Source organism: Pseudomonas sp. FBCC-B545, from assembly GCF_059134095.1.
This window is the reverse complement of the sequence record NZ_CP101441.1, coordinates 5,942,834-5,967,116: the sequence shown is the minus strand read 5'-3', so window position 1 is coordinate 5,967,116 and position 24,283 is coordinate 5,942,834. Positions and strand designations below refer to the sequence as shown.

The window sequence follows — 24,283 nt, the reverse complement described above, 5'->3', positions numbered from 1 at the left end:
TGGTTCTTAAGCGCCGCCAGGTCCATACCGTAAAGTGATGGCCATTTCGTCAGGAGTGAATACCGTGAGTGAGCGTTCCAGTCATTGGCAATTGCAGACCATCGTCAGCCAGCTGCGCGGCGCCCGCGACCAGTGGCGAACGCGCAACGGGCGCTTGAGTGGCGAGCATGGTGGCCGCGAGTTGCCGTCCCGCGAGGCAGTGGCGCAGATCCTTGAAGCCTTGTGCGGTGCGCTGTTCCCCATGCGCCTGGGCCCGGTGGACCTGCGCGAGGAAAGCGAAGATTTTTATGTAGGGCACACTCTCGACGTGGCGCTCAATGCCTTGCTTGCCCAGGCGCGCCTGGAGTTGCGCTACGCCGCACGCCAGGTCGGTGAGGATGCTGGTGAAGTCGATGCCCTGGCCATTCGCCTGATCCAGGATTTCGCCCTGGCGCTGCCGTCCCTGCGCAGCCTGTTGGACACCGACGTACTCGCCGCCTACCACGGCGACCCGGCCGCGCGCAGTGTGGATGAAGTGCTGCTGTGCTACCCGGGCATCCTGGCGGTTATTCACCATCGCCTGGCTCATCATCTATACCGGGCCGGTTTGCCGCTGCTGGCGCGAATCAGCGCGGAAATCGCCCACTCGGCGACCGGCATCGATATCCACCCCGGTGCGCAGATCGGCCCGAGCTTCTTTATCGACCACGGCACGGGCGTGGTGATTGGCGAGACCGCGATCATCGGCGAGCGGGTGCGCATCTACCAGGCCGTGACACTGGGCGCCAAGCGCTTCCCGGCGGACGAAGATGGGCAGTTGCAGAAAGGCCATCCACGGCACCCGATCGTTGAGGATGACGTGGTGATTTATGCCGGGGCGACGATCCTGGGGCGGATTACCATCGGCAAGGGTTCGACCATTGGCGGTAATGTGTGGCTGACCCGCAGCGTGCCGGTGGGGGCGAATATCACCCAGGCGAACTTGCAGCATGATGATGGGGCGCAGAAGTAGCGAACCTCTTAAGGCCACACTGGTACCGTGTGGGAGGGGGCTTGCCCCCGATAGCGGTGTATCAGTCAGCTTATCTGTAGTTGACCCACTGCAATCGGGGGCAAGCCCCCTCCCACATTTTCAGTGCATTCCATCTTGGAGTCGCTGAACGATTTCCAGTCTCCACGCGTCATACCAATCCTTGAGCTAGTGTAGAAATCACCTACCATTCGGCCCTGCAATTAGTCCCAGACCGCCTATTCATGTTTAACTTGAATGTTCGTTCAAGTTAAACCGGTGGTTCGCTGCCCGCTCACAACAGGAGGCTTACCTTTGCTGAGTCCGTTATTTACAGCCACATCCCACACCCCAGGGGTGCATCGTTCATGAGTGCATCGTCCACCCCATCCAGCGGCCTGGTGCGCATGAATGCGCCCGTTTTCTACTTTGCCGCGACTTTTATCCTGCTGTTTGGCATTACCGTCATCGCTATCCCGCAACAGGCCGGCGCCTGGCTGCTGGCGGCGCAAAACTGGGCGGCCAATACGGTCGGCTGGTACTACATGCTGGCGATGACCCTGTATCTGGTCTTCGTGGTGGTCACCGCGCTATCGGGCTACGGCAAGATAAAACTCGGTGCCGACCACGACGAGCCCGAATTCAGTTACCTGTCCTGGGCCGGCATGCTGTTCGCCGCCGGGATCAGCATCACGCTCTTCTTTTTCTGCGTCTCGGAGCCGTTGACCCACTTGGTGCAACCGCCCCAAGGCGAAGCGATGAACGCCGATGCGGCGCGCCAGGCCATGCAGGTGCTGTTCCTGCACTGGGGCCTGCACGGCTGGGGCGTGTTCGCGTTTGTCGGCATGGCCCTGGCGTATTTCGCCTATCGGCATAACCTGCCTTTGGCATTGCGTTCGGCGCTGTACCCGCTGATCGGCAAGCGCATCAATGGTCCCATCGGTTACGCGGTGGATGGTTTCGGCATCATCGCCACGGTGTTCGGCCTGGGCGCCGACATGGGCTTTGGCGTGCTGCACCTCAACTCCGGCCTGGACTACCTGTTTGGCATTGCCCACACCCAGTGGATCCAGGTGGGCCTGATCACCCTGATGATGGGCGCGGCGATCATTGTTGCCGTGGCCGGTGTCGACAAAGGTGTGCGGGTGATGTCCGACATCAACATGCTGCTGGCCTGTGCGCTGCTGCTGTTCGTGTTGTTTGCCGGGCCTACCCAGCACCTGCTCAACACCCTGATCCAGAACATCGGTGACTACCTGGGCGCATTGCCCACCAAGAGTTTCGATGTGTATGCCTACGACAAGCCGAGCGACTGGCTGGGCGGCTGGACCGTGTTCTACTGGGCCTGGTGGATCGCATGGTCGCCATTCGTGGGCCTGTTCATCGCACGTATTTCCCGTGGTCGCACCATCCGTGAATTCGTGTTCGGCGTGTTGTTGATCCCGCTGGGCTTCACCCTGGCGTGGATGTCGATCTTCGGTAACAGCGCCATCGACCAGGTGCTCAACCATGGCATGGCGGCGCTCGGTCAGTCGGCCATCGATGATCCGTCGATGAGCCTCTACCTGCTGCTGGAAACCTACCCGTGGAGCAAGACCGTCATCGCGGTCACGGTGTTTATCAGCTTCGTGTTCTTCGTGACCTCGGCGGACTCCGGCACTGTGGTGCTGTCTACCCTGTCGTCCAAAGGCGGCAACGCCGATGAAGACGGGCCGAAGTGGCTGCGGGTGTTCTGGGGCGCGATGACCGCGCTGGTCACCAGTGCCTTGCTGTTTGCCGGCAGCATCGATTCGCTCAAGTCAGCGGTGGTACTGACCTCGCTGCCGTTCTCGCTGATCCTGCTGCTGATGATGTGGGGGCTGCACAAGGCGTTCTATCTGGAGTCGCAGAAGCAGATCGCCCAGCTGCATTCGCTGGCGCCAATTTCGGCTTCGCGCAAAGGCCGTGGCGGTTGGCGCCAGCGCCTGAGCCAGGCCGTGCACTTCCCGTCGCGCGATGAGGTGTATCGCTTTCTCGAATCGACGGTGCGCCCGGCCATCGAGGAAGTGACGGCGGTGTTTGTCGAGAAGGGCCTGAATGTGGTCACTCAGCCAGACCCCTCCAACGACAGCGTCAGCCTGGAAATCGGGCATGGCGAGGAGCATCCGTTTATCTACCAGGTGCAGATGCGCGGCTACTTCACGCCGTCGTTCGCCCGCGGTGGCATGGGCTCCAAAGAGATCAACAACCGCCGCTATTACCGGGCGGAAGTGCACTTGAGCGAGGGCAGCCAGGACTACGACCTCGTGGGCTACACCAAGGAACAGATCATCAACGACATCCTCGACCAGTACGAGCGGCACCTGCAGTTCCTGCATCTGGTGCGCTGAGTAATATGCGGTAAACCGTTCCTCTCAAGTAGGCCTTTGCTGTAAAAGGAAGAGGCAGACTTAAGCGATTCAGCTGCTTAAAAGGCCTGGGAATATTGATATTCCCAGGCCTTATTTGCCCCAGCTCAAGAGAGGATTCGATGACTTACATTGCTGCCGAAAACCGCTATGAATCTATTCCTTATCGCCGCGTAGGTCGCAGTGGATTGGTGCTGCCAGCACTGTCCCTGGGGCTGTGGCACAACTTTGGCGACAGCACCCCGATCGACACCCAGCGCGCCCTGCTGCGCACGGCGTTCGACCTGGGCATCAACCATTTCGACCTGGCCAACAACTACGGCCCGCCCTATGGCAGCGCCGAGATCAACTTTGGCCGCTTGCTGCGCGAAGACTTCAAGCACTATCGCGACGAATTGATCATCTCCAGCAAGGCCGGTTGGGACATGTGGCCCGGCCCGTACGGCCAGGGCGGTGGTTCGCGCAAATACGTATTGGCAAGCCTGGACCAGAGCCTGCAACGCTTGGGCGTCGACTATGTGGATATCTTCTACTCCCACCGTTTCGACCCCGACACACCCCTGGAAGAAACCGCCAGCGCCCTCGCCACCGCCGTGCAACAAGGCAAGGCGCTGTATATCGGCATCTCCTCCTACTCCGGTGTGAAGACCCGCGAAATCGCAGCCTTGCTCAACGAGTGGAAAGTGCCGCTGCTGATCCATCAGCCAGCCTACAACCTGCTCAACCGCTGGGTGGAAAAAGACCTGCTCGACACCACCGAAGAGCTCGGTGCCGGGGTGATCGCCTTCACGCCGCTGGCCCAGGGCTTGCTCACTGATAAATATCTCAACGGTGTACCGGCCGATGCGCGGGTCAACCGCCCGGGTGGCGGCTCCCTGCAAGCCCAGCACCTGTCCGAAGCCAACATCGCCCACGTGCGCGCACTGAATGAAATCGCCAAGCGCCGTGGTCAGAGCCTGGCTCAATTGGCCCTGGCATGGACCTTACGGGATCCACGGGTGACCAGTGCGCTGATCGGTGCCAGCCGGCCGGAGCAGATCATCGAGAATGTCGGGGCATTGCAGAACCTGAGCTTCAGTGCTGAGGAACTGGCGGAGATTGATCGGTTTGCGCAGGAAGGTGGGATCAACCTGTGGGAAAAGCCATCCACTGCTGAATAACTGACACAGCTGGGTCAAAAATGTGGGAGGGGGCTTGCCCCCGATGGCGGTAGGTCAGTCACGAATAATTTGACTGAACCACCGCTATCGGGGGCAAGCCCCCTCCCACATTTGATCTCCTATGTTTCTCAAATTTGGTCTGTTGTTAGAACGGCACATCCCCAAGAATCGTCGCCCGGTGCATCACCCGTCGCTGTGGCCGGTAGTCATCCACTGCGTAATGCTGGGTCACGCGGTTATCCCAGAACGCCACGTCATTTTCCTGCCAGCGCCAGCGGAGGGTGAACTCCGGGCGTGTCGCGTGAGCAAACAGGAATTTCAAGATTGCTTCACTCTCCGCCGGCTCAAGCTCATTGATCTTGGTGGTAAAACCATCATTCACAAACAGCGACTTACGCCCGCTCACCGGATGCGTGCGCACCACGGGGTGCGACAGCGGTGGGTTTTTCCGGCGGGTTTGTTCCCAACGCGCCAGGTCTTCGGCGCTATTGCCGAAGCGCTCCAGCGGGAAGGACTTGGTGAAGTCGTGGGTGGCGGTCAACCCAGTCAGCAGTACCTTCAATGGCTCGGACAAGGCTTCGTACGCCGCAATACCACTGGCCCACAAGGTATCGCCCCCGAACGCCGGCAATAGCTTGGCGCTGAGCACCGCGCCGAGGGCCGGCGTCGGCAGGAAGGTCACGTCGGTGTGCCACACCGCGTTGTCGCGCACGTCGGTGACGGCGGTGTCGAGGATCAGCACTTCGGGCTGTTCCGGTACGTTGGGGTAGATCGGGTGGATGTGCAGGTCGCCGAAGTGCGCCGCGAACCGCGCTTGCTGCTGCGGGGTGATTGCTTGGCCCCGGAAGAACAGCACCGAGTAGCTGAGCAGCGCCTGCTCGATGGCATCGCGATGTGCCTCGCTCAGCGGCTGGGTGATATCGACGCCACTGATCTGGGCGCCCAGGGCGGTGCTTAATGGGGTAACGGTCAGGCTGCTCAATGGAGTTCTCATCACTTAGTGTGCCTGGCCGTGCCATGGCACTAATTTACGCTGCAGGGCGCGCAGGCCCATTTCCATGGCAAAGGCGATCAGGGCGATGACCAGGATCCCCAGCACCACCACATCGGTGACCAGAAACTGCGCCGCCGACTGCACCATGAAACCCAGGCCGCTGGTGGCTGCAATCAGCTCGGCGGCGACCAGGGTCGACCAGCCCACGCCCAGGCCGATACGTACCCCGGTGAGGATGTCGGGCAAGGCGCTGGGCAGGATCACATGGCGAATCAGTTGTGCACGGGTGGCGCCCAACGACTGAGCGGCCCGCAGCTTGGCCGGGTCGACGGTACGCACGCCGGTTGCAGTGGCGATGGCAATCGGGGCGAAGATCGCCAGGTAGATCAGCAGCACCTTGGACAGCTCGCCGATGCCGCACCAGATCACGATCAGCGGCAGATAGGCCAGGGGCGGAATCGGCCGGTAGAACTCGATCAGCGGATCGAGAATGCCACGGGCGATACGGTTGGCACCGATGGCAATCCCCACCGGTACGGCGGTCAGCACCGCAAAGCCCAGGCCCAGGCCGATACGGCTGAGGCTCGCGCCCAGATGCTGCCACAAGGTGGAATCCATGTAGCCGGTGGTCGCCAGCAGCCAGCCTTTTTGCAGCACGGCGGACGGTGGCGGCAGGAACAGAGGTTCGATCAAGCCCGTGGCGGTCACCGCCCACCAGAGGGCGAGCAGGGCGACCAGAGTCAGGACGCTGATCCAACGCGTGCTCAGGCTGCGGCGTACCGGGACAGTGGCGTGCGCCACCGGCTTGCTGGCCGTGGCGGGAAGTTCGTAGCTGCTCATGCGTACACCTGCCGTTGGGAGAACACCTTGCCCAATACGTGCTCGCGGGTTTCGATAAAGCGCGGGTCGGACTTGATCGCCCGGGCCGACTCCCCGGCGGCATAGCGTTGGCCGAAATCCAGCTGCAGGCGTTCGACGATCTGGCCGGGGTTGGGTGCCAGCAGGATCAGGTCCGTGGCGAGGAACACCGCTTCTTCAATGTCATGGGTAATCAGGAATACCGGCTTGGCGGTGCGCCGCCAGACTTGCAGCAGCAGCTCCTGCATCTGTTCGCGGGTAAAGGCATCCAGGGCGCCGAAGGGCTCGTCCATCAGTAATACCCGTGGGTCTGCCGCCAAGGCACGGGCCAGGCCGACGCGTTGCTTCTGGCCACCGGAGAGTTGCCAGATGCGGCGGCTGTCGAAGCCGGCCAGGTCAACCAGGGCGAGCATTTCGCGAGCGCGGACTTCGCGCTGCGCCTTGGGCACGCCGGCCAGTTCGAGGCCGAAAGCCACATTGGCGAGCACGTCCTGCCAGGGCAGCAAGGCATCGTCCTGAAACACCACGCCGCGTTCGGCGCTGGGGCCTTTGACCGGCACACCGTCAAGGGTGATGCGCCCGGCAGACGGTTCGACGAAGCCGGCGATCAGGTTCAGCAGTGAAGTCTTGCCACTGCCGGACGGGCCGAGGGCGACCAGCAGTTGCTGGGGCCCGAGGTCCAGGGATATGTCAGACAGTACCGGTTCCGGGGCGCCTGGGTACTGTGCGCTGATGCGCTCCAGTTGTAGCAAGGCCATCGCGATCAACTCCTGAATCAGTGGGTGATGAACTGGGCGCTGACGTAAGGGGCGTAGTCCGGCAGCACGGCGTCGACCTTGCCTTGTTCCTTGAGGAACGCAGCGGTGTCGGTGACGGCCTGGATGGTCGGTGCGCCCAGCAGGGTGACCTGGTCAGCGGCCAGCGGGTAGACGTTGCCTTGCAGCAGCAAGGGGATATCGCTGGGCTTGGCGCCGGAGAGTTTCACCAGTTTGTCGACGTTGCCTGTGTCGGCGAGCCAGGCTTGTGGGTCTTTGCGGTAGGCGGCGTAGGCATCCAGGGTGACCTTGGCGAAGGCGGTGACGATTTCCGGGTGCTTCTCGGCGAAGTCTTTGCGCACAATCCAGGCATCGAAAGTCGGCGCGCCGAACTTGGCCAGCTCGCCGGAGGTGATCAGCACCTTGCCGTTTTCCTTGGCTACGCCCAGGGCGGGGTCCCACACGTAGGTGGCGTCGATATCACCGCGCTTCCAGGCGGCGATGATGGCCGGCGGGGCGAGGTTGAGGATGGTGACTTTGGCCGGGTCGATGTTCCAGTGTTTCAGCGCAGCCAGCAGGCTGTAGTGGCCGGTGGACACAAAGGGCACGGCGATCTTTTTGCCGATCAGGTCCTGGGGGCTGCTGATCCCCGAACCGTTACGCGCCACCAGCGCTTCGGCGCCGCCGATCTGGGTCGCGATGAGGAAGGTTTCTACTGGGACTTTGCGGGTTATCGCGGCGGTCAGCGGGCTGGAACCGAGATAGCCGATCTGCACGTCGCCGGAGGCGATGGCGGCAATGATGTCGGCGCCATTGTCGAATTTGCGCCAGTCGATCTTGGCATGGGTGGCTTTTTCATAGGCGCCGTCGGCTTGGGCGACTTTGGCCGGGTCGACGGTGGTCTGATAAGCAATGGTCACGTCCGCCGCCTGGGCAAACAGGCTGGCACCGGCCAGGGATAACGCGGCCAACAGGCGCAGAGGGGTCAGCAGTTTCAAGGGGAAGCTCCTCAATCAGGCGGCCGAGGTTCGGCGTGTGAGGAGACTAAATGATCTAAGAACTACAAAATAAATAACTTTTTAGAATTAGCTTATGAAGCAAATTCTGCGCATGCGAGGGACCAATGTGGGAGGGGGCTTGCTCCCGATAGCGCAATGACAGTCACTGGATGATTGACTGAAAGACCGCCATCGGGAGCAAGCCCCCTCCCATACAAGCCATCAGTTGCTGATGGCGAGGATACTGGCCTGGTACGACCCGACAAACACATCGAAATCGCCCACTTCGTTCTGCTCCAGCTCCGCCTGCTGTGCCAGCGATGTGCGGGCCTGCTCTTCGAAGCGCGCCTGCTCTTGGGCAGCCAACGGCTCACGGCGGAAGTACTCGGCATGCACCTCGCTCTGATGCAGGGAGAATTGCGCAAAACTCTCCTTGCGCTCGGCCATCGCCGCCAGCACCTGGGCCGAAGGCGTCAGGGACGAATCCTTGACCTTGGCCAACTGGGCATCCAGCGCCTCGCTGTGTTCGGTGATGCCGTGACTCTCATCGAGCAGGGCGGCCAGGGGGGCAATCTTCTCCAGCAACTCGGCAGCCCATTCCTTCATGTCCACCGCCTGACCTTCGCGCTGCAATTGCAGGCCCGGACGGCGACCTTCCTTGACCACGCTGAGAAAGTTGGACGTGGCGTTGCCGCACTCGTTGTTGGCAAACAGCGGGCTGTCGTTCAACGCGCAATACAGCAGGAACGCGTCGAGGAAACGCGACTCCGGCAGGTCAATACCCATCGGCAGGAACGGGTTGATATCCAGGCAGCGTACTTCGATGTACTGGATACCGCGGGCCATCAGCGCCTGGATCGGCCGCTCGCCGGTGTAGGTCACGCGCTTGGGACGGATGTTGGAGTAGTACTCGTTTTCGATCTGCAGGATGTTGGTGTTGAGCTGCACCCACTCACCATCCTTGTGCGTGCCGACTTCGACGTATGGCGCGTAGGGCGTTGCCACCGCTTCGCGCAGGCTGTCGGTGTAGCTGGCCAAATCGTTGTAGCACGGCGTCAGGCCGGCCTGGGCGTTGCTCTGGTAACCCAGGTCGCTCATGCGCAGGCTGGTGGCGTAGGGCAGGTACAAAGTCTCGGCGTCGAGCACTTCCAGCTGGTGCGAACGCCCGCGCAGGAAGCCGGCGTCCAAGGCCGGCGAGGCACCGAACAGGTACATCAGCAGCCAGCTGTAGCGACGGAAATTGCGGATCAGCGCGATATAGGCGGTGGACTGGTAGTCGCGGTCGGTGCCGACAAATCCATCGGCTTCCTTGAGCAACGGCCACAGCTGTTCGGGCAGGGAAAAGTTGTAGTGGATGCCGGCGATGCACTGCATGGTCTTGCCGTATCGCAGGGCCAGGCCCTTGCGGTACACGTACTTGAGCTGGCCGATATTGGAGGTGCCATAGTAGGCAATCGGAATATCTTCCTCGGCCGGCAACGGGCACGGCATCGAGGGGCTCCACAGGTATTCGTTGCCCAGCTTGCTATAGGCAAAGCGATGGATCTTGTCCAGGCTGCCCAAGGTATCGGCCGGGTCGGGCAGGGCTGGGGTGATGAACTCCAGCAGCGATTCCGAATAGTCGGTGGTGATCTGTTCGTTGGTCAACGCAGCGCCCAGGGCTTCAGGGTGCGGCGTTTGCGCCAGGCGACCCTCGCTGGTGACGCGCAGGCATTCACGCTCGATGCCGTGCAAGCACTGCTCTAGCAGGGAGAGGTGTTCGCGCTTGCCGAGCAGGGCCAGGCGGCGGTTGAGAAGTTCGCTCAAGTTGGATTCCTTCACGCGTCAGTCGCCCCAATATGGGGGTGGGCAGGACGGTCTACAAGGGTGAAGTTGAAACTGGCGTGATCGCCTGGTTCTGAGTCGATTTAACCCGCTCTGAATATGCCTACTTCACTCAATGAATTGGGCTACAGCGCAGCGAGAAAATTCCGACACTGTTATCGCAGCGCCGAAATTAACTCAAATCGAGGGTGAGGAGCTATAGGACAGCGAACGTGCCCTGCGCTTTTGCGACAAGTCTTTCGCCTTGGTACACGTCGGCTTCGACCACCAAAGTGCGCCGCCCGGTGTGGATCACCCGGCTGGTGCAAAGCACCTCACCTTCCTCCACGGCGCGGATATAGTTGATCTTGCATTCGATGGTGGCGCTCTGTTGGTCGAACCCGTGGGCGCTGGAACAGGCCAGGCCCATCGTAATGTCCACCAGGCTGAAAATCGCCCCGCCATGGAGCTTGCCTGCGCGATTGCGCAGGTGCGGCTCCAGGGTCAGGGCCACCTCGGCAACGCCCTCGTCCAGGCGCTGGAGGCGGCAGCCGATCAGTTCGCTGAACGCGCTCTGGGTCAAACCGGCCGGGATTTGCATCAGCGTTTCTTCAGCTGTTTGGCGTTGGCAAACAACGATGCCATGGCATTGTTGCTCGGTGCGGCCGTCGCGGTTTCCTTGCGAGGCGCGTTGTTCTGCGACTGGCGCGGTGCCGAGCCCGGACGCGCGCCACGGGCGCCGTCGATTTTCTCGCCAGGGGTGTCGCTCATGCGCATCGACAGGCCAACGCGCTTGCGCGGGATGTCGACTTCCATGACCTTGACTTTGACCACATCGCCGGCTTTCACCGCTTCGCGTGGGTCCTTGATGAATTTCTCCGAAAGCGCGGAGATGTGCACCAAGCCGTCCTGATGCACACCGATATCCACAAACGCGCCGAAGTTGGTCACGTTGGTCACCACGCCCTCGAGGATCATGCCCGGTTGCAGGTCCTTGAGGTCTTCAACACCGTCTTGGAACTCAGCGGTCTTGAACTCCGGGCGTGGGTCGCGGCCGGGTTTTTCCAGCTCTTGCAGGATGTCGGTGATGGTCGGTACGCCGAAGGTTTCGTCGGTGTACTTCTTCGGGTCCAGGCGCTTGAGGAACGCGGCGTCGCCAATCAGCGAGCGGATATCGCGGTCGGTCTCGGCGGCAATGCGCTGCACCAGCGGGTAGGCTTCCGGGTGAACTGCCGAGGCATCCAGCGGGTTGTCGCCATTCATCACGCGCAGGAAGCCGGCAGCCTGTTCAAAGGTTTTTTCACCCAGGCGTGCGACTTTTTTCAGCGCAGCACGGGTTTTGAACGCGCCGTTCTCGTCGCGGTGGCTGACGATGTTCTGCGCCAGGGTCGCGTTGAGGCCGGAAATGCGCGCCAGCAGCGCCACGGAAGCGGTGTTCACGTCCACGCCGACGGCGTTTACGCAGTCTTCCACGACGGCATCCAGGCCGCGTGCCAGTTTCAGCTGCGATACGTCGTGCTGGTACTGGCCGACACCGATGGATTTAGGGTCGATCTTCACCAGCTCGGCCAACGGGTCTTGCAGGCGACGGGCGATGGAGACAGCGCCACGGATCGACACGTCGAGGTCCGGGAATTCCTTGGAAGCCAGCTCCGACGCCGAGTACACCGAAGCGCCTGCCTCGGAGACCATGACCTTGGTCATCTTCATGGCTGGGTATTTCTTGATCAGTTCGGCGGCCAGCTTGTCGGTTTCACGGCTGGCGGTGCCGTTGCCGATGGCGATCAGGTCCACCGCGTGCTTGGCGCACAGGGCGGCAAGGATCGCCAGGGTTTGGTCCCATTTGTTGTGTGGCACGTGGGGGTACACGGTGGCGTGGTCCAGCAGCTTGCCGGTGGCGTCGACCACGGCGACCTTGCAACCGGTACGCAGGCCCGGGTCAAGGCCCAGGGTGGCACGCGGGCCGGCCGGTGCGGCCAGCAGCAGGTCGTGCAGGTTGTGGGCGAACACATTGATCGCCTCGGTTTCGGCGCCGTCGCGCAGTTCGCCGAGCAGGTCGGTTTCCAGGTGAGTGTAGAGCTTGACCTTCCAGGTCCAGCGCACGACTTCACCGAGCCACTTGTCCGCAGGACGGTTCTGATTCTGGATGCCGAATTGTTGAGCGATCATGCCTTCGCACGGGTGCATGGCGCCCGGTAGCTCGTCGCCGACTTTCAGCGAGGAGCTGAGAATACCTTCGTTGCGACCGCGGAAAATCGCCAGGGCGCGGTGGGACGGCATGCTTTTTAGCGGTTCGTCGTGCTCGAAGTAGTCGCGGAATTTGGCGCCTTCTTCCTCTTTGCCGGCGATGACGCGGGCGCTGAGGATGGCTTCCTGCTTCAGGTAGGTACGCAGTTTTTCCAGGAGGCTGGCGTTTTCGGCGAAGCGCTCCATCAGGATGTACTTGGCGCCCTCAAGGGCGGCCTTGATGTCGGCGACGCCTTTTTCAGCGTCGATGAAGCGGGCGGCTTCGCTTTCCGGCGTCAGCGACGGATCGTTGAACAGGCCATCAGCCAGATCGCCCAGGCCGGCTTCGAGGGCTATCTGACCCTTTGTACGACGTTTCTGTTTATACGGCAGGTAAAGGTCTTCTAGGCGGGTCTTGGTGTCCGCCAGCTTGATGTCGCGTTCCAGTTGAGGGGTCAGCTTGCCCTGTTCCTCGATACTGGCGAGGATGCTGATACGCCGTTCGTCGAGTTCTCGCAGGTAGCGCAGGCGCTCTTCCAGGTGCCGCAATTGGGTATCGTCGAGGCTGCCGGTCACTTCTTTTCGGTAACGGGCGATGAAAGGCACCGTGGAGCCTTCATCCAGTAGAGCGACGGCCGCCTCGACCTGTTGTGGGCGTACACCGAGTTCCTCGGCAATGCGGCTGTTGATGCTGTCCATAAAACCACCTGAAATTCTTAAAATCAGCTCGCCAGCCCGTAAAAACAAGGCCCGACAAGGCTGGTTGAGCGGCCCGACTGGCGCCGCTGCCTGGGTCAAGAGGCTGCCTATTGACCCTCGAAATCGAAAAAGTCACGACAAGCGGGTAAAAAAAGCCCGGCAGCAAACGGTAACGATCTGACGTTGCCCTGCACGGAGGCGCCGCATTATAACCAGCGTTCTGCCCTTGGGGGCTACTGCGCCGCAGCTGGTAGGGGCGTGGGTTCGCTGGCAGTAGATGAAAAATCTGCTAACAATGCACACGGTGCGTATAACGGCAGCTACGCCATAATGCGCGCCGAGATAAGAGGAGCATCCAATGAGCAGCACCGCACAAACTGCTGAAGGCGAAAAAATTCTCATCGTTGATGACGATCCGGGGCTGAGCAGCCTCCTGGAGCGGTTCTTCAACTCCAAGGGCTACCGTGCCCGCGCGGTGCCGAACACCGAGCAGATGGATCGCCTGCTGGGGCGTGAAGTTTTCAACCTGGTGGTACTTGACCTGATGTTGCCCGGCGAAGACGGCCTCACTGCCTGCAAGCGCCTGCGCGGTGCGAACAACCTGATTCCGATCATCATGCTCACCGCCAAGGGCGATGAGCTGAGTCGTATCAAGGGCCTTGAACTGGGCGCTGACGACTACCTGGCCAAGCCGTTCAACCCTGACGAGCTGATGGCGCGGGTCAAGGCTGTATTGCGTCGCCAGGCAGCACCTGTGCCGGGCGCACCGGGGAGCGAAGACGAAAGTGTCACCTTTGGCGACTACGAGCTGTCTCTGGCCACCCGTGAGCTCAAGCGCGGCGAAGAAGTGCACATGCTCACCACCGGCGAATTCGCGGTGCTCAAGGCCCTGGTGATGAACGCTCGCCAGCCGCTGACCCGTGACAAGTTGATGAACCTGGCCCGTGGTCGGGAGTGGGACGCCCTGGAGCGTTCCATCGACGTACAGATCTCCCGACTGCGCCGGATGATCGAGCCGGACCCGTCCAAGCCGCGGTACATCCAGACGGTGTGGGGTGTGGGTTATGTGTTCGTGCCGGATGGCACCGCTACCAAGTGACCGATGATTTGCAGGGGCGGGTATCCTGACGTTTGACTCCATGAGGGTCGACGGGATGCCCGGCGTCTGCAATTCTGCGAGCGCCGTTCGTTCCTGCAAGGTGTGCAGCTTTCATCTATGAAAACCCCGCTGTGGTTCCCGCAAAGTTTCTTTTCCCGCACCCTTTGGCTGGTGCTGATCGTCGTTCTGTTTTCCAAGGCGCTCACGCTGGTTTATCTGTTGATGAACGAAGACGTGCTGGTGGATCGGCAGTACAGCCATGGCGTCGCCCTGACGTTGCGTGGTTATTGGGCTGTAGACCCTGAGAACCGGGAAAAAGTGGCCAAGGCGTCGACCTTGACCCGGGTTGACGGGGCCGGCGTGCCGGAAGGCGAGCAACATTGGCCTTACAGCGAGATCTACCAGCGCCAGATGCAGGCCGAACTGGGAGCCGACACCGAGGTGCGCCTGCGTATGCATGTTTCGCCTGCACTGTGGGTACGAGCGCCGAGCCTGGGGGATGCCTGGATCAAGGTTCCGCTGTACCCGCACCCGCTGCGTGGGCAGAAGATCTGGAACGTACTGGGATGGTTCCTGGCCATCGGCTTGCTTTCAACAGCGTCCGCGTGGATTTTCGTCCGTCAACTCAACCAGCCTCTCAAGCGCCTGGTGTTTGCCGCCCGCCAATTAGGCCAGGGGCGCAGCGTGCGCCTGCCGGTCAGCGATACGCCCAGTGAAATGACCGAGGTGTACGGCGCCTTCAACCAGATGGCGGAAGATGTCGAACAGGCTGGGCGCGAGCGGGAGCTGATGCTGGCGGGGGTGTCCCATGACTTGCGTACGCCGTTGACGCGACTTCGCTTGTCCCTGGAGTTGATGGGCGACCATACCGACCTGACCGATGACATGGTCCGTGACATCGAGGACATGGACGCCATTCTCGACCAGTTCCTGGCGTTTATCCGCGATGGGCGTGATGAGGTGGTGGAAGAAGTCGACCTGACGGACCTGGTGCGTGAGGTGGTTGCGCCCTATAACCAGAACGGCGAGCAGGTTCGTATGCGTCTGGAGCCGATCCAGCCATTCGCATTGCGCCGGGTATCGATGAAGCGCCTGCTGAACAACCTGATCGGCAATGCCTTGCATCATGCCGGTTCCGATGTGGAAGTGGCGGCGTATGTCTCTGGTGACAGTACTGCACCTTACGTAGTGCTGAGTGTGATGGACCGGGGCGCGGGGATCGACCCGGCTGAACTTGAGGGGATCTTCAACCCCTTTACCCGTGGCGACCGCGCCCGGGGCGGCAAGGGCACGGGCTTGGGCCTGGCGATTGTGCGGCGAATTGCCTCGATGCATGGCGGTAATGTGGAGCTGCGCAACCGTGAAGAAGGCGGTCTGGAAGCGCGGGTGCGCTTGCCGCTTGGGCTGATGTTGCCTAGAGATGCGGTCTGACTGATGACATAAATCAAATGTGGGAGAGGGCTTGCCCCCTCCCACATTGGTTTTATGTCGGGCCTAAATAGGCTTTTAGCCCTTGCCCTTGGTCCGAGTCATATTCGGCCCACCATTCTTCTCCAAGTGCTGAATGATGATCCCTGCCACATCCTTGCCGGTGGTGGTCTCGATCCCTTCCAGGCCGGGCGATGAGTTCACCTCCATCACCAGCGGCCCATGGTTGGAACGCAGGATATCCACGCCCGCTACACTCAAACCCATCACCTTGGCTGCCCGCAGCGCAGTCATGCGTTCTTCCGGGGTGATCTTGATCAGGCTGGCGCTGCCGCCACGGTGCAGGTTGGAGCGGAACTCACCGGGCTTGGCCTGGCGCTTCATGGCTGCAATCACCTTGTCGCCCACCACGAAGCAGCGGATATCCGCACCGCCGGCTTCCTTGATGTATTCCTGCACCATGATGTTCTGCTTGAGGCCCATGAATGCCTCGATGACTGACTCCGCCGCCGTCGCAGTTTCACATAGCACTACGCCGATGCCCTGGGTGCCTTCCAGCACCTTGATCACCAGTGGCGCGCCATTGACCATCTCGATCAGGTCGGGGATGTCATCCGGGGAGTGGGCAAACCCGGTCACCGGCAGGCCGATGCCCCGGCGCGACAGCAGTTGCAGCGAACGCAGTTTGTCTCGCGAGCGTGCAATGGCCACGGATTCATTCAGGGGAAACACCCCCATCATTTCAAACTGGCGCAATACCGCGCAGCCATAAAACGTTACCGAGGCGCCGATACGCGGAATCACCGCATCGAAGCCTTCCAGGGGTTTGCCCCGGTAGTGGATCTGCGGTTTGTGGCTGGCAATGTTCATGTAGGCACGCAACGTGTCGATCACCACCATTTCATGGCCACGTTCGGTGCCGGCCTCGACCAGGCGGCGGGTGGAATACAGACGCGGGTTTCGCGACAGCACAGCAATCTTCATGCAGCACCTGGGGCAGAAATAGTGGAGACCGGGAACACCGGCTTGTCTTGAACGTACTTGACGCCGGGGCTGACGACCAATTGGCCGTCAATCAAGGCTTTGGAACCCAGCAGCAGGCGATAGCGCATGGCCTTGCGGCAGGCGAGGGTGAACTCCACCCGCCACACCCGATCGCCCAGCGCCAGGGTGGTACTGATCACGTAGCGCACCTGCGCATGACCGTTGGAGCTCTTGATGGTTTTCATCGTCACCAGGGGCGCTTCGCAGCGGCGGTGACGCAACTGCACCACGCTGCCCAGGTGCGCGGTAAAGCGCACCCACTGTTCACCGTCGCGCTCGAAGGGCTCGATATCGGTGGCGTGCAGGCTTGAGGTACTGGCACCGGTGTCGATCTTCGCGCGCAGGCCCGCCACTCCCAGGTCGGGTAGTGCCACCCACTCACGCAGACCCACAACGGTCAAATGGTCAAATGTCTTCAATATGGGTAACCGGTTAATTCGCCCAGGCCTGAGGAGAAACCTCGGCCAAGGCCTTGAATGCGGGCCTGGCGAACCAGTAGCCCTGCATCAGAAATATTCCACAGTCGAACAGGAAGTCGCGCTCGCCGGCACTTTCGATACCTTCGGCGATGACAGTAACCCCCAACTGCTCACAGATTGTGACAATCCCCTGGACGATCACCTGGCGGACACGGTCCTGATCGACATCGCGGATCAGTGCCATGTCGAGCTTGATCAAGTCAGGTTGGAAATCAGCCAGCAGATTCAGCCCCGAATAGCCCGCGCCGAAATCGTCGATGGCGGTCATGAAGCCGAATTCGCGGTATTCACGCAGAATATTGGTCAAATGGCGATAGTTATCTACGTGCTCGTGTTCCAGGGTCTCGAAAATCAGCCGGTCCAAAGGAAAGTTATGCGCCCGCGCCGCCTCCAGGGTACTGCGAATACACAGCTCAGGCCGGTATACGGCATTGGGCATGAAATTAATGGACAGGCGGGTTTGCATCCCCAGGGCAGAAGCCCCGGCAATAGCCTGGGTGCGGCAGCGCTGGTCGAAGCGATACCGATTGCTTTCATTGACCCGCTCCAGCACCGACAGCGCGCCTTCGCCTAGCGTGCCCCGCACCAGGGCTTCGTGGGCGAAAATAGAGTGATCCCGAAGGTCTACGATAGGCTGGTAGGCGAAAGCGAAATCAAAGCCCAGGGGCTCGCTTTGCTGGCAACCCACGCACCGCTGGTCAGGCGAGGTGAGTGAAGCGGGAAAGTCGGTCACAGCGGAACCTCGCGAAATCAGGGTACTACCTGGCGTATCTTAGGTGAGCCTTGGGGTTTATGCGTCGAAGGGTTTCAACGGTAAAGTTGCGACATTTTTCAGAGCGAGGAATTCAAGTGGCTCAAAAGCAGGAAGAGGAAGAAAAGGTCCGGCTGGACAAGTGGTTGTGGGCGGCGCGGTTCTATAAGACTCGTGCCCTTGCCAAGGCCGCTATCGAGAGTGGCAAGGTGCACCATCGAGGCGAGCGCTGCAAACCGGGCAAAGAGCCGCGTATCGGTGATGAGTTTCAGATTCGTACAGGTTTTGATGAAAAGACTGTCGTGGTGCAGGCGCTTTCTGCCGTGCGCCGTGGGGCACCCGAAGCGCAGGCGCTGTACACCGAGACCGAAGCGAGTATCGCCAAGCGCGAAAACGCCGCGGCCATGCGCAAGGCCGGGGCGACCGGCATGACCACCGATGGCAAGCCAAGCAAGAAGCAGCGCCGTGATCTATTCAAGTTTCGCGGCAGCGGTAACGACGACTGATTACACCAATCTCCAACTCGAAGGGGATCAAAAATGTGGGAGGGGGCAAGCCCCTTCCACATTTAGCCTTCGGTGTTAAAAGGGTGTGCGCATGACACTCAATCGCCCGATCACCGGCAGTTTGCCCAGCAACCCGAACACCGGCGCAGTTATCCGCAACAGGAACTCCGACACCTTCGCTGCAAACGGCGTGTAATACCCCCACCCCAGCGCCAACAACGCCAGCAGCACCCCACCGATGTAGTCATCCTGGCCCCAGTGTGCGCCGGCAACCAGTCGCGGCGTCATGAACAACAGCGCCAGGCCCCAGATCACCAGCACCTGGCTGACGCGCTTGGCAAACACCGTCATGAACATCCCCCAGATCAACAGCACCGAAGCGTGATCGCCGGGGAAGCTCTGGCTTGAGCGGTCCTTCAACTCCCAGGTTTTTTCCAGCCCAGGGAAAAAATCACTCATTTGAATCGCGCCGCTGATCACCATCGACGGGCTACTGTGTTGCCAGCCCATTTGGGCCGCGAGCTTGGAGAACAGCATGCGGATAAACAGCAACAGCAGCAGAATGCCTAGAAAACCAAAAAATGCCTGGCGCACCTGCACGGCCTTGAACACCCAATCGCCGCGAATCAGCAACGCCAGCAAAATCACGCCGACCACCGCATCAAATGGCCGCAGGCTGGCCACGGCCCACACATGCAACCAGGTCGAGCTGGTCGCCAGCGGATCATTGAGCAGATGAAACAGCCACTCGTCGAAAATTACACAGAGCATCTGGCCCGTGGGCCAGAGCCAAAAACACAGCAGTCCGATAGCGAGTAGATTGCAAAGAGCCCATCGCCGGAGGTTCCAGTTGGCTTGGAACAAACCCGGATTGTTCATAAACTGTCCCTCATCGCTCTATTAAGCTCCTTGTTTTCAGGAGAAGTCGCACCAACATGGTGCTAAAGCGTTTAATTTTATAAACCTTGTAATCATTTTGTCATCACTTCAGATACCCAGACCTATGACCGATCTACCGGATACCGACTTCACCCAACGCTTTATCTTCGATGAGAGCGACGCCCGCGGCGAGATGGTCTCGTTGGAGCGCAGCTATGCCGAAGTCCTCGCTAAACATGCCTATCCGGAGCCGGTCGCGCAGTTGCTCGGCGAGCTGATGGCCGCTGCGGCGCTGCTGGTTGGCACGATGAAGTTCGACGGCTTGCTGATCTTGCAGGCTCGCTCCGAAGGGCCGATTCCCATGCTGATGATCGAGTGCTCCAGCGAGCGCGAAATCCGCGGCCTGGCCCGATATGAAGCGGACCAGATCGCTGCGGACGCCACCCTGGCCGACCTGATGCCCAACGGCGTACTGGCCCTCACTGTCGACCCGACCGAAGGCCAGCGCTACCAGGGCATCGTCGACCTTGATGGCAAAACCCTGTCGGAATGCTTCACCAACTACTTCGTGATGTCCCAGCAAGTGGGCACCAAGTTCTGGCTTAACGCAGACGGCAAGCGCTCCCGTGGCTTGCTGGTGCAACAACTGCCGGCCGACCGCATCAAGGATGACGATGATCGCGCTGAAAGCTGGCGGCATATCATCGCCCTGGCCGACACGTTGAAGGCCGAAGAGCTGCTGGGCCTGGACAACGAAACCATCCTGCACCGCCTGTACCATGAAGAGGCCGTGCGCCTGTTCGATGCACAGGGGCTGCGCTTCAATTGCAGTTGCTCGCGCGAGCGTTCGGCCAATGCCTTGGTCAGCCTGGGCCTGGAAGATGCGCAAAACCTGGTGGTGGAACATGGCGGCCATATCGAGATCGACTGCCAGTTCTGCAACGAGCGTTATCTGTTCGATGCCGCGGATGTAGCCCAATTATTCGCCGGAGCAGGTATCGACACCCCTTCCGACACCCGCCACTAAAACGTTTAAGCACAGGTAAATTACCTGTCGAATGCCGGATTAGAGGCGTTCTGACGGGAGGGCCCTACTCTTTTTGGGCTTTTCTGGCATAATCCGGCCCACTTTTTTCGCGGTAGTAGTGCGCAACTTTCTACTACAAAACGTTTGGAGCACTCGGCCATAGGCCGACGGGGAACCTCATGACGCAAGCCAATAACGCCGTATACACCGATCTGAGTGTTGACGATCTGGTCAAAGAAGCCCTGCAGCGCGGTGAAGGCGTGCTTGCCGATACTGGCGCGCTGGTCGTAGAAACCGGTCATCGTACCGGGCGTTCGCCGGTTGACCGTTTCATCGTTGAAGAGCCTTCCACCCAGGACGCCATTGCCTGGGGCCCTATCAACCGCAAGTTCCCGGCCGACAAGTTCGATGCCCTGTGGGCTCGCGTCGAGGCGTTCAATAACGCGCAAGAGCATTTTGTGTCCCACGTGCATGTAGGTGCTTCCGAAGACCACTACCTGGCCGTGAAAATGACCACCCAGACTGCCTGGCAGAACCTGTTCGGTCGTTGCCTGTTCATCAACCCGGCCCAGTACAATCCGGCCGGTCGTGAAGAGTGGCAAGTGCTCAACGTGGCCAACTTCGAGTGCGTGCCAGAGCGTGACGGCACCAACTCCGACGGTTGCGTGATCCTCAATTTCGCCCAGAAAAAAGTGCTGATCGCCGGCATGCGTTACGCCGGTGAAATGAAAAAGGCTATGTTCTCGGTGCAGAACTTCCTGCTGCCAGCTTCCGACGTATTGCCGATGCACTGCGCCGCCAACATTGGCGAAGCAGGCGACGTGACCTTGTTCTTCGGCCTGTCCGGCACCGGCAAGACCACCCTGTCTGCCGACGAAAGCCGTTACCTGATCGGTGACGACGAACACGGTTGGGGCGAAGGCGTGGTGTTCAACATCGAAGGCGGTTGCTATGCCAAGTGCATCGACCTGTCCGAGAAGAACGAACCGGTTATCTGGAAAGCCATCAAGCACGGTGCCGTGCTGGAAAACGTGGTGATCGACGATGCCAAGCACGCTGACTACGCTGACGTCAGCCTGACCCAGAACAGCCGTGCCGCCTACCCGCTGGAGCACGTGGCCAAGCGTTCCGAGAAGAACCTGGGCGGCGAGCCAAATGCGGTGATCTTCCTGACCTGCGACCTGACCGGCGTACTGCCGCCCGTGTCGATCCTCAGCGAAGAACAAGCGGCCTACCACTTCCTGTCCGGCTACACCGCGTTGGTGGGCTCGACTGAAATGGGTTCCGGCAGCGGTATCAAGTCGACCTTCTCCACCTGCTTCGGCGCGCCGTTCTTCCCACGCCCAGCCGGTGAATACGCAGAGCTTTTGATCAAGCGTATCCGTGGTTTCGGCTCCAAGGTCTACCTGGTCAACACCGGCTGGACCGGCGGCGGCTACGGCGTCGGCAAACGCTTCAACATCCCGACTACTCGCGGCGTGATCGCCGCGATCCAGAGCGGCGCGTTGATCGGTGCGCAGACTGAACACCTCGACACCATCAACCTCGACGTGCCATTGGCCGTACCGGGCGTTGAAACCGGCCTGCTGAACCCACGTAACACCTGGGCTGACAAAGCCGCCTACGACGAAGCTGCGAAAGCGCTGGCGGGCCTGTTCATCGAGAACTTCAAGAAGTTTGAAGTGAGCGATGCGATCAAGGCTGCGGGCCCTAAGTTGTAAGACTTAGCTGTTGTGAAAAAGCCGCCTCCTACAGGCGGCTTTTTTGTGCGCGCAGGGTTAGTGGGCGATGTGCAGCAGCACCGCGCCGACCAGCACCAGCACAACCCCGAGCACCTGTACCGCCGACAAGCGCTCCTTGAAAAACACAAACCCCAGGATCGCCGCAATACCGCCCGATAGTGTACTGATCACCGTCACCACCGATACCGACCCCGCCATCGCACCCCACGAAAACGCCGAGAACCCGCCGAGGTTCATCAGGCTCGCTCCGGTCAACGTCGCGCAATTTTTCAGCGGTGGGATCTTCAGGCCGTCCTTGATCTTCAGCACCATCACCACCAGCACGCATAGGCCCACCAGGTACCCCAACCACAACATCGTTATCGGCCCCAGCGCCGGCAGTGTGTAGCGACCTTGCAGCCAGAAACTGGTGCCGTACAGCGTTGCTGCGAGCATGGCGTAGGCGATGGACAGGCGCGGGTTGTTGTGGGGCGTGCCGTTTTCCTTGTGGATGCTGGACAGGACCACGCCAATCACGCACAGGGCGATGCAGCCCAGTTGTATCAGGCTGATGTGCTCACCGCTGGCCCAGGACAGCAGGGTGGTCACTACACCATAAGAAGTGACCAATGGCGCGACGATGGCGGCTTTGCCCAAGGCGAACGCCTTGGACAGTGCGAGGGCACCGGAAACGGTCAGCAGGGCGGCAGCGATGCCCAGGAGCCAGACGCTTAACGGAGCATCGAGGGATTTGAAAAGGTAGGTCGGGAATATGACCAGCAGCAAAGTCATAATCAGAAAGCCGAGGGCTTGGCCGAAATACACCGCGCGTTTAACGCCAACGGCGCGGGCATTGAGGCCCACCAGAAAGTCCGTGCCACCCCAGAGCAGGGCGGCCAGCAGGCCCATTAGTACGTCCATGTAAGGTCCTTGTTATGCATACCGCTCGCCAGATTAGCGCAGAACCAATGTGGAAGGGGGCAAGCCCCCTCCCACATTTGGATCTCAGTGCTCTTGGGATCAGCTCAGGTTTTCCAAGGTCTGCGTGTCCCACCTGAGGGTCTTGCTCGCCAGGTAGAGCATGCCGATGGTCAGCGGTATTTTGTCGCCACGGCCTTTGGCGCGTCGCTTCAAGAATACGTCGAATACCGGCGGCTGAAAGTAACGATAAGCGTCGTAGTCGCTTAGGTCGACCCCGAAATCCTGTTCCAGCGCCTCCATGAATTGCTTGGCCTCAACGCCATCGCAAGCAAGGTCGAAGTTGAGCGAGGTTTGCAGGCTGATGGTCTTGTGTTTCGGCAGACTGAATTCTTCATGCAGCAATTGCAGGAGTTGCTGCATGACAGGATCTTCGGGGAAGTTGGGGGCCAGGTTCATGGTGGGTACGTAGGAGTGGGTGAGGGGGCTGTCGCGTTCAGGTGGTCAGTGGCTTAGAAGTGAGTTTGTTATCGGGCAATAAACAGATAGTTTAATCGTTCGCGCTTCGATCAGACACTGAGAGGCTTACTGATACACCGCCCAAAAATCGCCTCCAGTCCCCGATAGTCACACGCCACCGCATCAATATTCGCCGGTATCCATGCCGCGTGTTTCACCAGCCACCAGTTCACCGAAAACCCCGCATTCACGATGATCTGCTCAAACAGGATCCGCTGTGCCCGTCCATTGCCTTCGCGGAAGGGATGGATGACATTCAGATCGCCATAAGCTTCAGCGATTTGGTGGACGAGATCGGCCTGGGATGCGCCGACATACCAATTGGCTTCCAGCATGCGTTGAATGATTTTTGCAGCTTCCGGTGGGATACGCTCCGGAGTGCAGAACAGCGTGTCACCTTTCTGGATGTTGACGCTGCGCAGTTCGCCAGCCCAGTCATAAATGTCGCCGAACAGGATGCGGTGAATGTGTTGCAGACGTTCGAGGTCGTAGGGCGGCGGAAAGAGCGGAAGGTTGCCTACTGCAATTTCGGATAACTCTCGCTCGGCCTGATGCAGGCGTGCTTCATCGAGCAAATCGAGGCGGTTGCGCAGGACGCTGCTACCGGGGTAGCAGTACGGGTCCTGGCCCACCCCGTATTTGTCGAGCATCAGCGGGAGGTGTTGCGGTACTTGGCCAGGACGGCTTCGCGGGTCGGCAGGGGCTTGTCGACATCGGCCGGTTGGGTATCGAACCCTTCCAGGCGCAGGCTGGCCAGGTAATTGGAACGGCGGATCTTATGATAGTGATCCTGTTTTTGCTCAAACGTCAGTTCGCTCATTGCAGCGTACTCCTGGTTAGCAAGGCTTTGATTGTAGCGCAATGCATCAACGTACAGGCAGGTTAAAAAACCACCAACAACCTGGACATGGGAACGCGGGCAAGGCCGCACCCTACATTCGATTCTGGCGCTTCCTGCTATTTCCTAGGAAAAGTCCCACTTCGGCCCTGGGCCATCCTTCGCCCTGTGTATCATTCTGTCTCTTTTTTCCTTGCGACCTTTCT

General features: G+C 60.3%; 23 protein-coding genes. 8 read left to right on the top strand and 15 right to left on the bottom strand.

What is annotated here, in order from left to right; translation table 11 throughout:
• Window positions 1-64: 64 nt before the first annotated feature.
• The 3 genes from epsC (at window position 65) to mgrA (ending at window position 4,535) form a co-directional block, all read left to right on the top strand.
• Window positions 65-991, top strand: a complete 927-nt coding sequence (gene epsC / locus NMB39_RS27435; protein ID WP_494339818.1) for a serine O-acetyltransferase EpsC — start codon at window positions 65-67, stop codon at window positions 989-991.
• 404 nt (window positions 992-1,395) lie between these two features.
• The gene (gene betT, locus NMB39_RS27430; protein WP_164366000.1) at window positions 1,396-3,357 is read left to right on the top strand and encodes a choline transporter BetT; all 1,962 of its coding nucleotides are present in this window, start codon (window positions 1,396-1,398) and stop codon (window positions 3,355-3,357) included.
• A gap of 140 nt (window positions 3,358-3,497) precedes the next feature.
• Window positions 3,498-4,535 carry an L-glyceraldehyde 3-phosphate reductase gene (gene mgrA, locus NMB39_RS27425; RefSeq protein WP_057024768.1) on the top strand — a complete coding sequence of 346 codons (1,038 nt, stop codon included), beginning with the start codon at window positions 3,498-3,500 and terminating at the stop codon, window positions 4,533-4,535.
• 145 nt (window positions 4,536-4,680) lie between these two features.
• Here mgrA and tauD read toward each other — a convergent pair whose 3' ends face one another.
• From tauD to NMB39_RS27390, 7 genes are all read right to left on the bottom strand, one after another.
• Window positions 4,681-5,529, bottom strand: coding sequence for a taurine dioxygenase (tauD, locus tag NMB39_RS27420; RefSeq protein ID WP_198721390.1), 849 nt, complete (start codon window positions 5,527-5,529; stop codon window positions 4,681-4,683).
• 3 nt (window positions 5,530-5,532) lie between these two features.
• A complete protein-coding gene (tauC, locus tag NMB39_RS27415; protein WP_046070415.1) occupies window positions 5,533-6,369 on the bottom strand; it encodes a taurine ABC transporter permease TauC in 837 nt (278 codons plus the stop codon).
• The gene (tauB, locus tag NMB39_RS27410; protein ID WP_032878412.1) at window positions 6,366-7,145 is read right to left on the bottom strand and encodes a taurine ABC transporter ATP-binding subunit; all 780 of its coding nucleotides are present in this window, start codon (window positions 7,143-7,145) and stop codon (window positions 6,366-6,368) included. The genes tauC and tauB overlap by 4 nt, the downstream gene beginning before the upstream one ends.
• A 17-nt stretch (window positions 7,146-7,162) precedes the next feature.
• Window positions 7,163-8,140: a taurine ABC transporter substrate-binding protein gene (gene tauA, locus NMB39_RS27405; RefSeq protein ID WP_057024766.1), complete on the bottom strand. Its 978-nt coding sequence runs from the start codon at window positions 8,138-8,140 to the stop codon at window positions 7,163-7,165.
• A 222-nt stretch (window positions 8,141-8,362) separates the two neighbouring features.
• Window positions 8,363-9,946, bottom strand: a complete 1,584-nt coding sequence (gene gshA, locus NMB39_RS27400) for a glutamate--cysteine ligase (RefSeq protein ID WP_494339819.1) — start codon at window positions 9,944-9,946, stop codon at window positions 8,363-8,365.
• Window positions 9,947-10,160: 214 nt separating this feature from the next.
• On the bottom strand, window positions 10,161-10,544 hold the full coding sequence (locus tag NMB39_RS27395; protein WP_057024764.1) for a PaaI family thioesterase: 384 nt from the start codon (window positions 10,542-10,544) through the stop codon (window positions 10,161-10,163).
• On the bottom strand, window positions 10,544-12,868 hold the full coding sequence (locus NMB39_RS27390; RefSeq protein ID WP_494339820.1) for a Tex family protein: 2,325 nt from the start codon (window positions 12,866-12,868) through the stop codon (window positions 10,544-10,546). Before NMB39_RS27390 ends, NMB39_RS27395 begins: the two co-directional genes overlap by 1 nt.
• 358 nt (window positions 12,869-13,226) lie before the next feature.
• Here NMB39_RS27390 and ompR point away from each other — a divergent pair, with 358 nt between their 5' ends.
• Both ompR and NMB39_RS27380 read left to right on the top strand, forming a co-directional pair.
• Window positions 13,227-13,967, top strand: coding sequence for an osmolarity response regulator transcription factor OmpR (gene ompR, locus NMB39_RS27385; RefSeq protein ID WP_043047388.1), 741 nt, complete (start codon window positions 13,227-13,229; stop codon window positions 13,965-13,967).
• A 117-nt stretch (window positions 13,968-14,084) separates the two neighbouring features.
• Window positions 14,085-15,398 (top strand): ATP-binding protein, encoded by a 1,314-nt coding sequence (locus tag NMB39_RS27380; protein WP_043047387.1) that lies wholly within the window; start codon window positions 14,085-14,087, stop codon window positions 15,396-15,398.
• Between the two features lie 75 nt (window positions 15,399-15,473).
• Here NMB39_RS27380 and rimK read toward each other — a convergent pair whose 3' ends face one another.
• Genes rimK through rimA form a run of 3 tightly spaced genes read right to left on the bottom strand, consistent with a single transcriptional unit; the run spans window position 15,474 to window position 17,651 of the window.
• Window positions 15,474-16,379 carry a 30S ribosomal protein S6--L-glutamate ligase gene (rimK, locus tag NMB39_RS27375; RefSeq protein WP_003187674.1) on the bottom strand — a complete coding sequence of 302 codons (906 nt, stop codon included), beginning with the start codon at window positions 16,377-16,379 and terminating at the stop codon, window positions 15,474-15,476.
• Window positions 16,376-16,858 (bottom strand): retropepsin-like aspartic endopeptidase RimB, encoded by a 483-nt coding sequence (gene rimB / locus NMB39_RS27370; RefSeq protein WP_043047386.1) that lies wholly within the window; start codon window positions 16,856-16,858, stop codon window positions 16,376-16,378. The genes rimK and rimB overlap by 4 nt, the downstream gene beginning before the upstream one ends.
• Window positions 16,859-16,871: 13 nt before the next feature.
• Window positions 16,872-17,651, bottom strand: coding sequence for a S6 modification regulatory phosphodiesterase RimA (gene rimA / locus NMB39_RS27365; RefSeq protein WP_057024762.1), 780 nt, complete (start codon window positions 17,649-17,651; stop codon window positions 16,872-16,874).
• Window positions 17,652-17,767: 116 nt separating this feature from the next.
• Between rimA and NMB39_RS27360 the strand changes: the two genes are divergently transcribed.
• Complete coding sequence (locus NMB39_RS27360) at window positions 17,768-18,175, top strand: RNA-binding S4 domain-containing protein (protein WP_056847212.1); 408 nt, start codon at window positions 17,768-17,770, stop codon at window positions 18,173-18,175.
• 75 nt (window positions 18,176-18,250) lie between these two features.
• Here NMB39_RS27360 and NMB39_RS27355 read toward each other — a convergent pair whose 3' ends face one another.
• Entirely contained in the window at window positions 18,251-19,054 is an 804-nt protein-coding gene (locus NMB39_RS27355) for a phosphatase PAP2 family protein (RefSeq protein WP_494339821.1), read from the bottom strand.
• A gap of 124 nt (window positions 19,055-19,178) precedes the next feature.
• Here NMB39_RS27355 and hslO point away from each other — a divergent pair, with 124 nt between their 5' ends.
• Both hslO and NMB39_RS27345 read left to right on the top strand, forming a co-directional pair.
• Window positions 19,179-20,081 carry an Hsp33 family molecular chaperone HslO gene (gene hslO / locus NMB39_RS27350; protein WP_046070424.1) on the top strand — a complete coding sequence of 301 codons (903 nt, stop codon included), beginning with the start codon at window positions 19,179-19,181 and terminating at the stop codon, window positions 20,079-20,081.
• Window positions 20,082-20,260: 179 nt separating this feature from the next.
• Window positions 20,261-21,802, top strand: a complete 1,542-nt coding sequence (locus NMB39_RS27345; protein WP_043047381.1) for a phosphoenolpyruvate carboxykinase — start codon at window positions 20,261-20,263, stop codon at window positions 21,800-21,802.
• Window positions 21,803-21,859: 57 nt separating this feature from the next.
• Here NMB39_RS27345 and NMB39_RS27340 read toward each other — a convergent pair whose 3' ends face one another.
• The 4 genes from NMB39_RS27340 to NMB39_RS27325 all read right to left on the bottom strand — a co-directional run bounded on the left by NMB39_RS27340 (window position 21,860) and on the right by NMB39_RS27325 (window position 24,059).
• Entirely contained in the window at window positions 21,860-22,723 is an 864-nt protein-coding gene (locus NMB39_RS27340; RefSeq protein WP_231989006.1) for a DMT family transporter, read from the bottom strand.
• A 99-nt stretch (window positions 22,724-22,822) separates the two neighbouring features.
• The gene (locus NMB39_RS27335) at window positions 22,823-23,179 is read right to left on the bottom strand and encodes a DUF1493 family protein (protein WP_057024758.1); all 357 of its coding nucleotides are present in this window, start codon (window positions 23,177-23,179) and stop codon (window positions 22,823-22,825) included.
• Between the two features lie 110 nt (window positions 23,180-23,289).
• Complete coding sequence (locus NMB39_RS27330) at window positions 23,290-23,889, bottom strand: putative adenosine monophosphate-protein transferase Fic (protein WP_057024757.1); 600 nt, start codon at window positions 23,887-23,889, stop codon at window positions 23,290-23,292.
• The gene (locus NMB39_RS27325) at window positions 23,889-24,059 is read right to left on the bottom strand and encodes a YhfG family protein (RefSeq protein ID WP_005783831.1); all 171 of its coding nucleotides are present in this window, start codon (window positions 24,057-24,059) and stop codon (window positions 23,889-23,891) included. Before NMB39_RS27325 ends, NMB39_RS27330 begins: the two co-directional genes overlap by 1 nt.
• Window positions 24,060-24,283 lie beyond the last annotated feature (224 nt).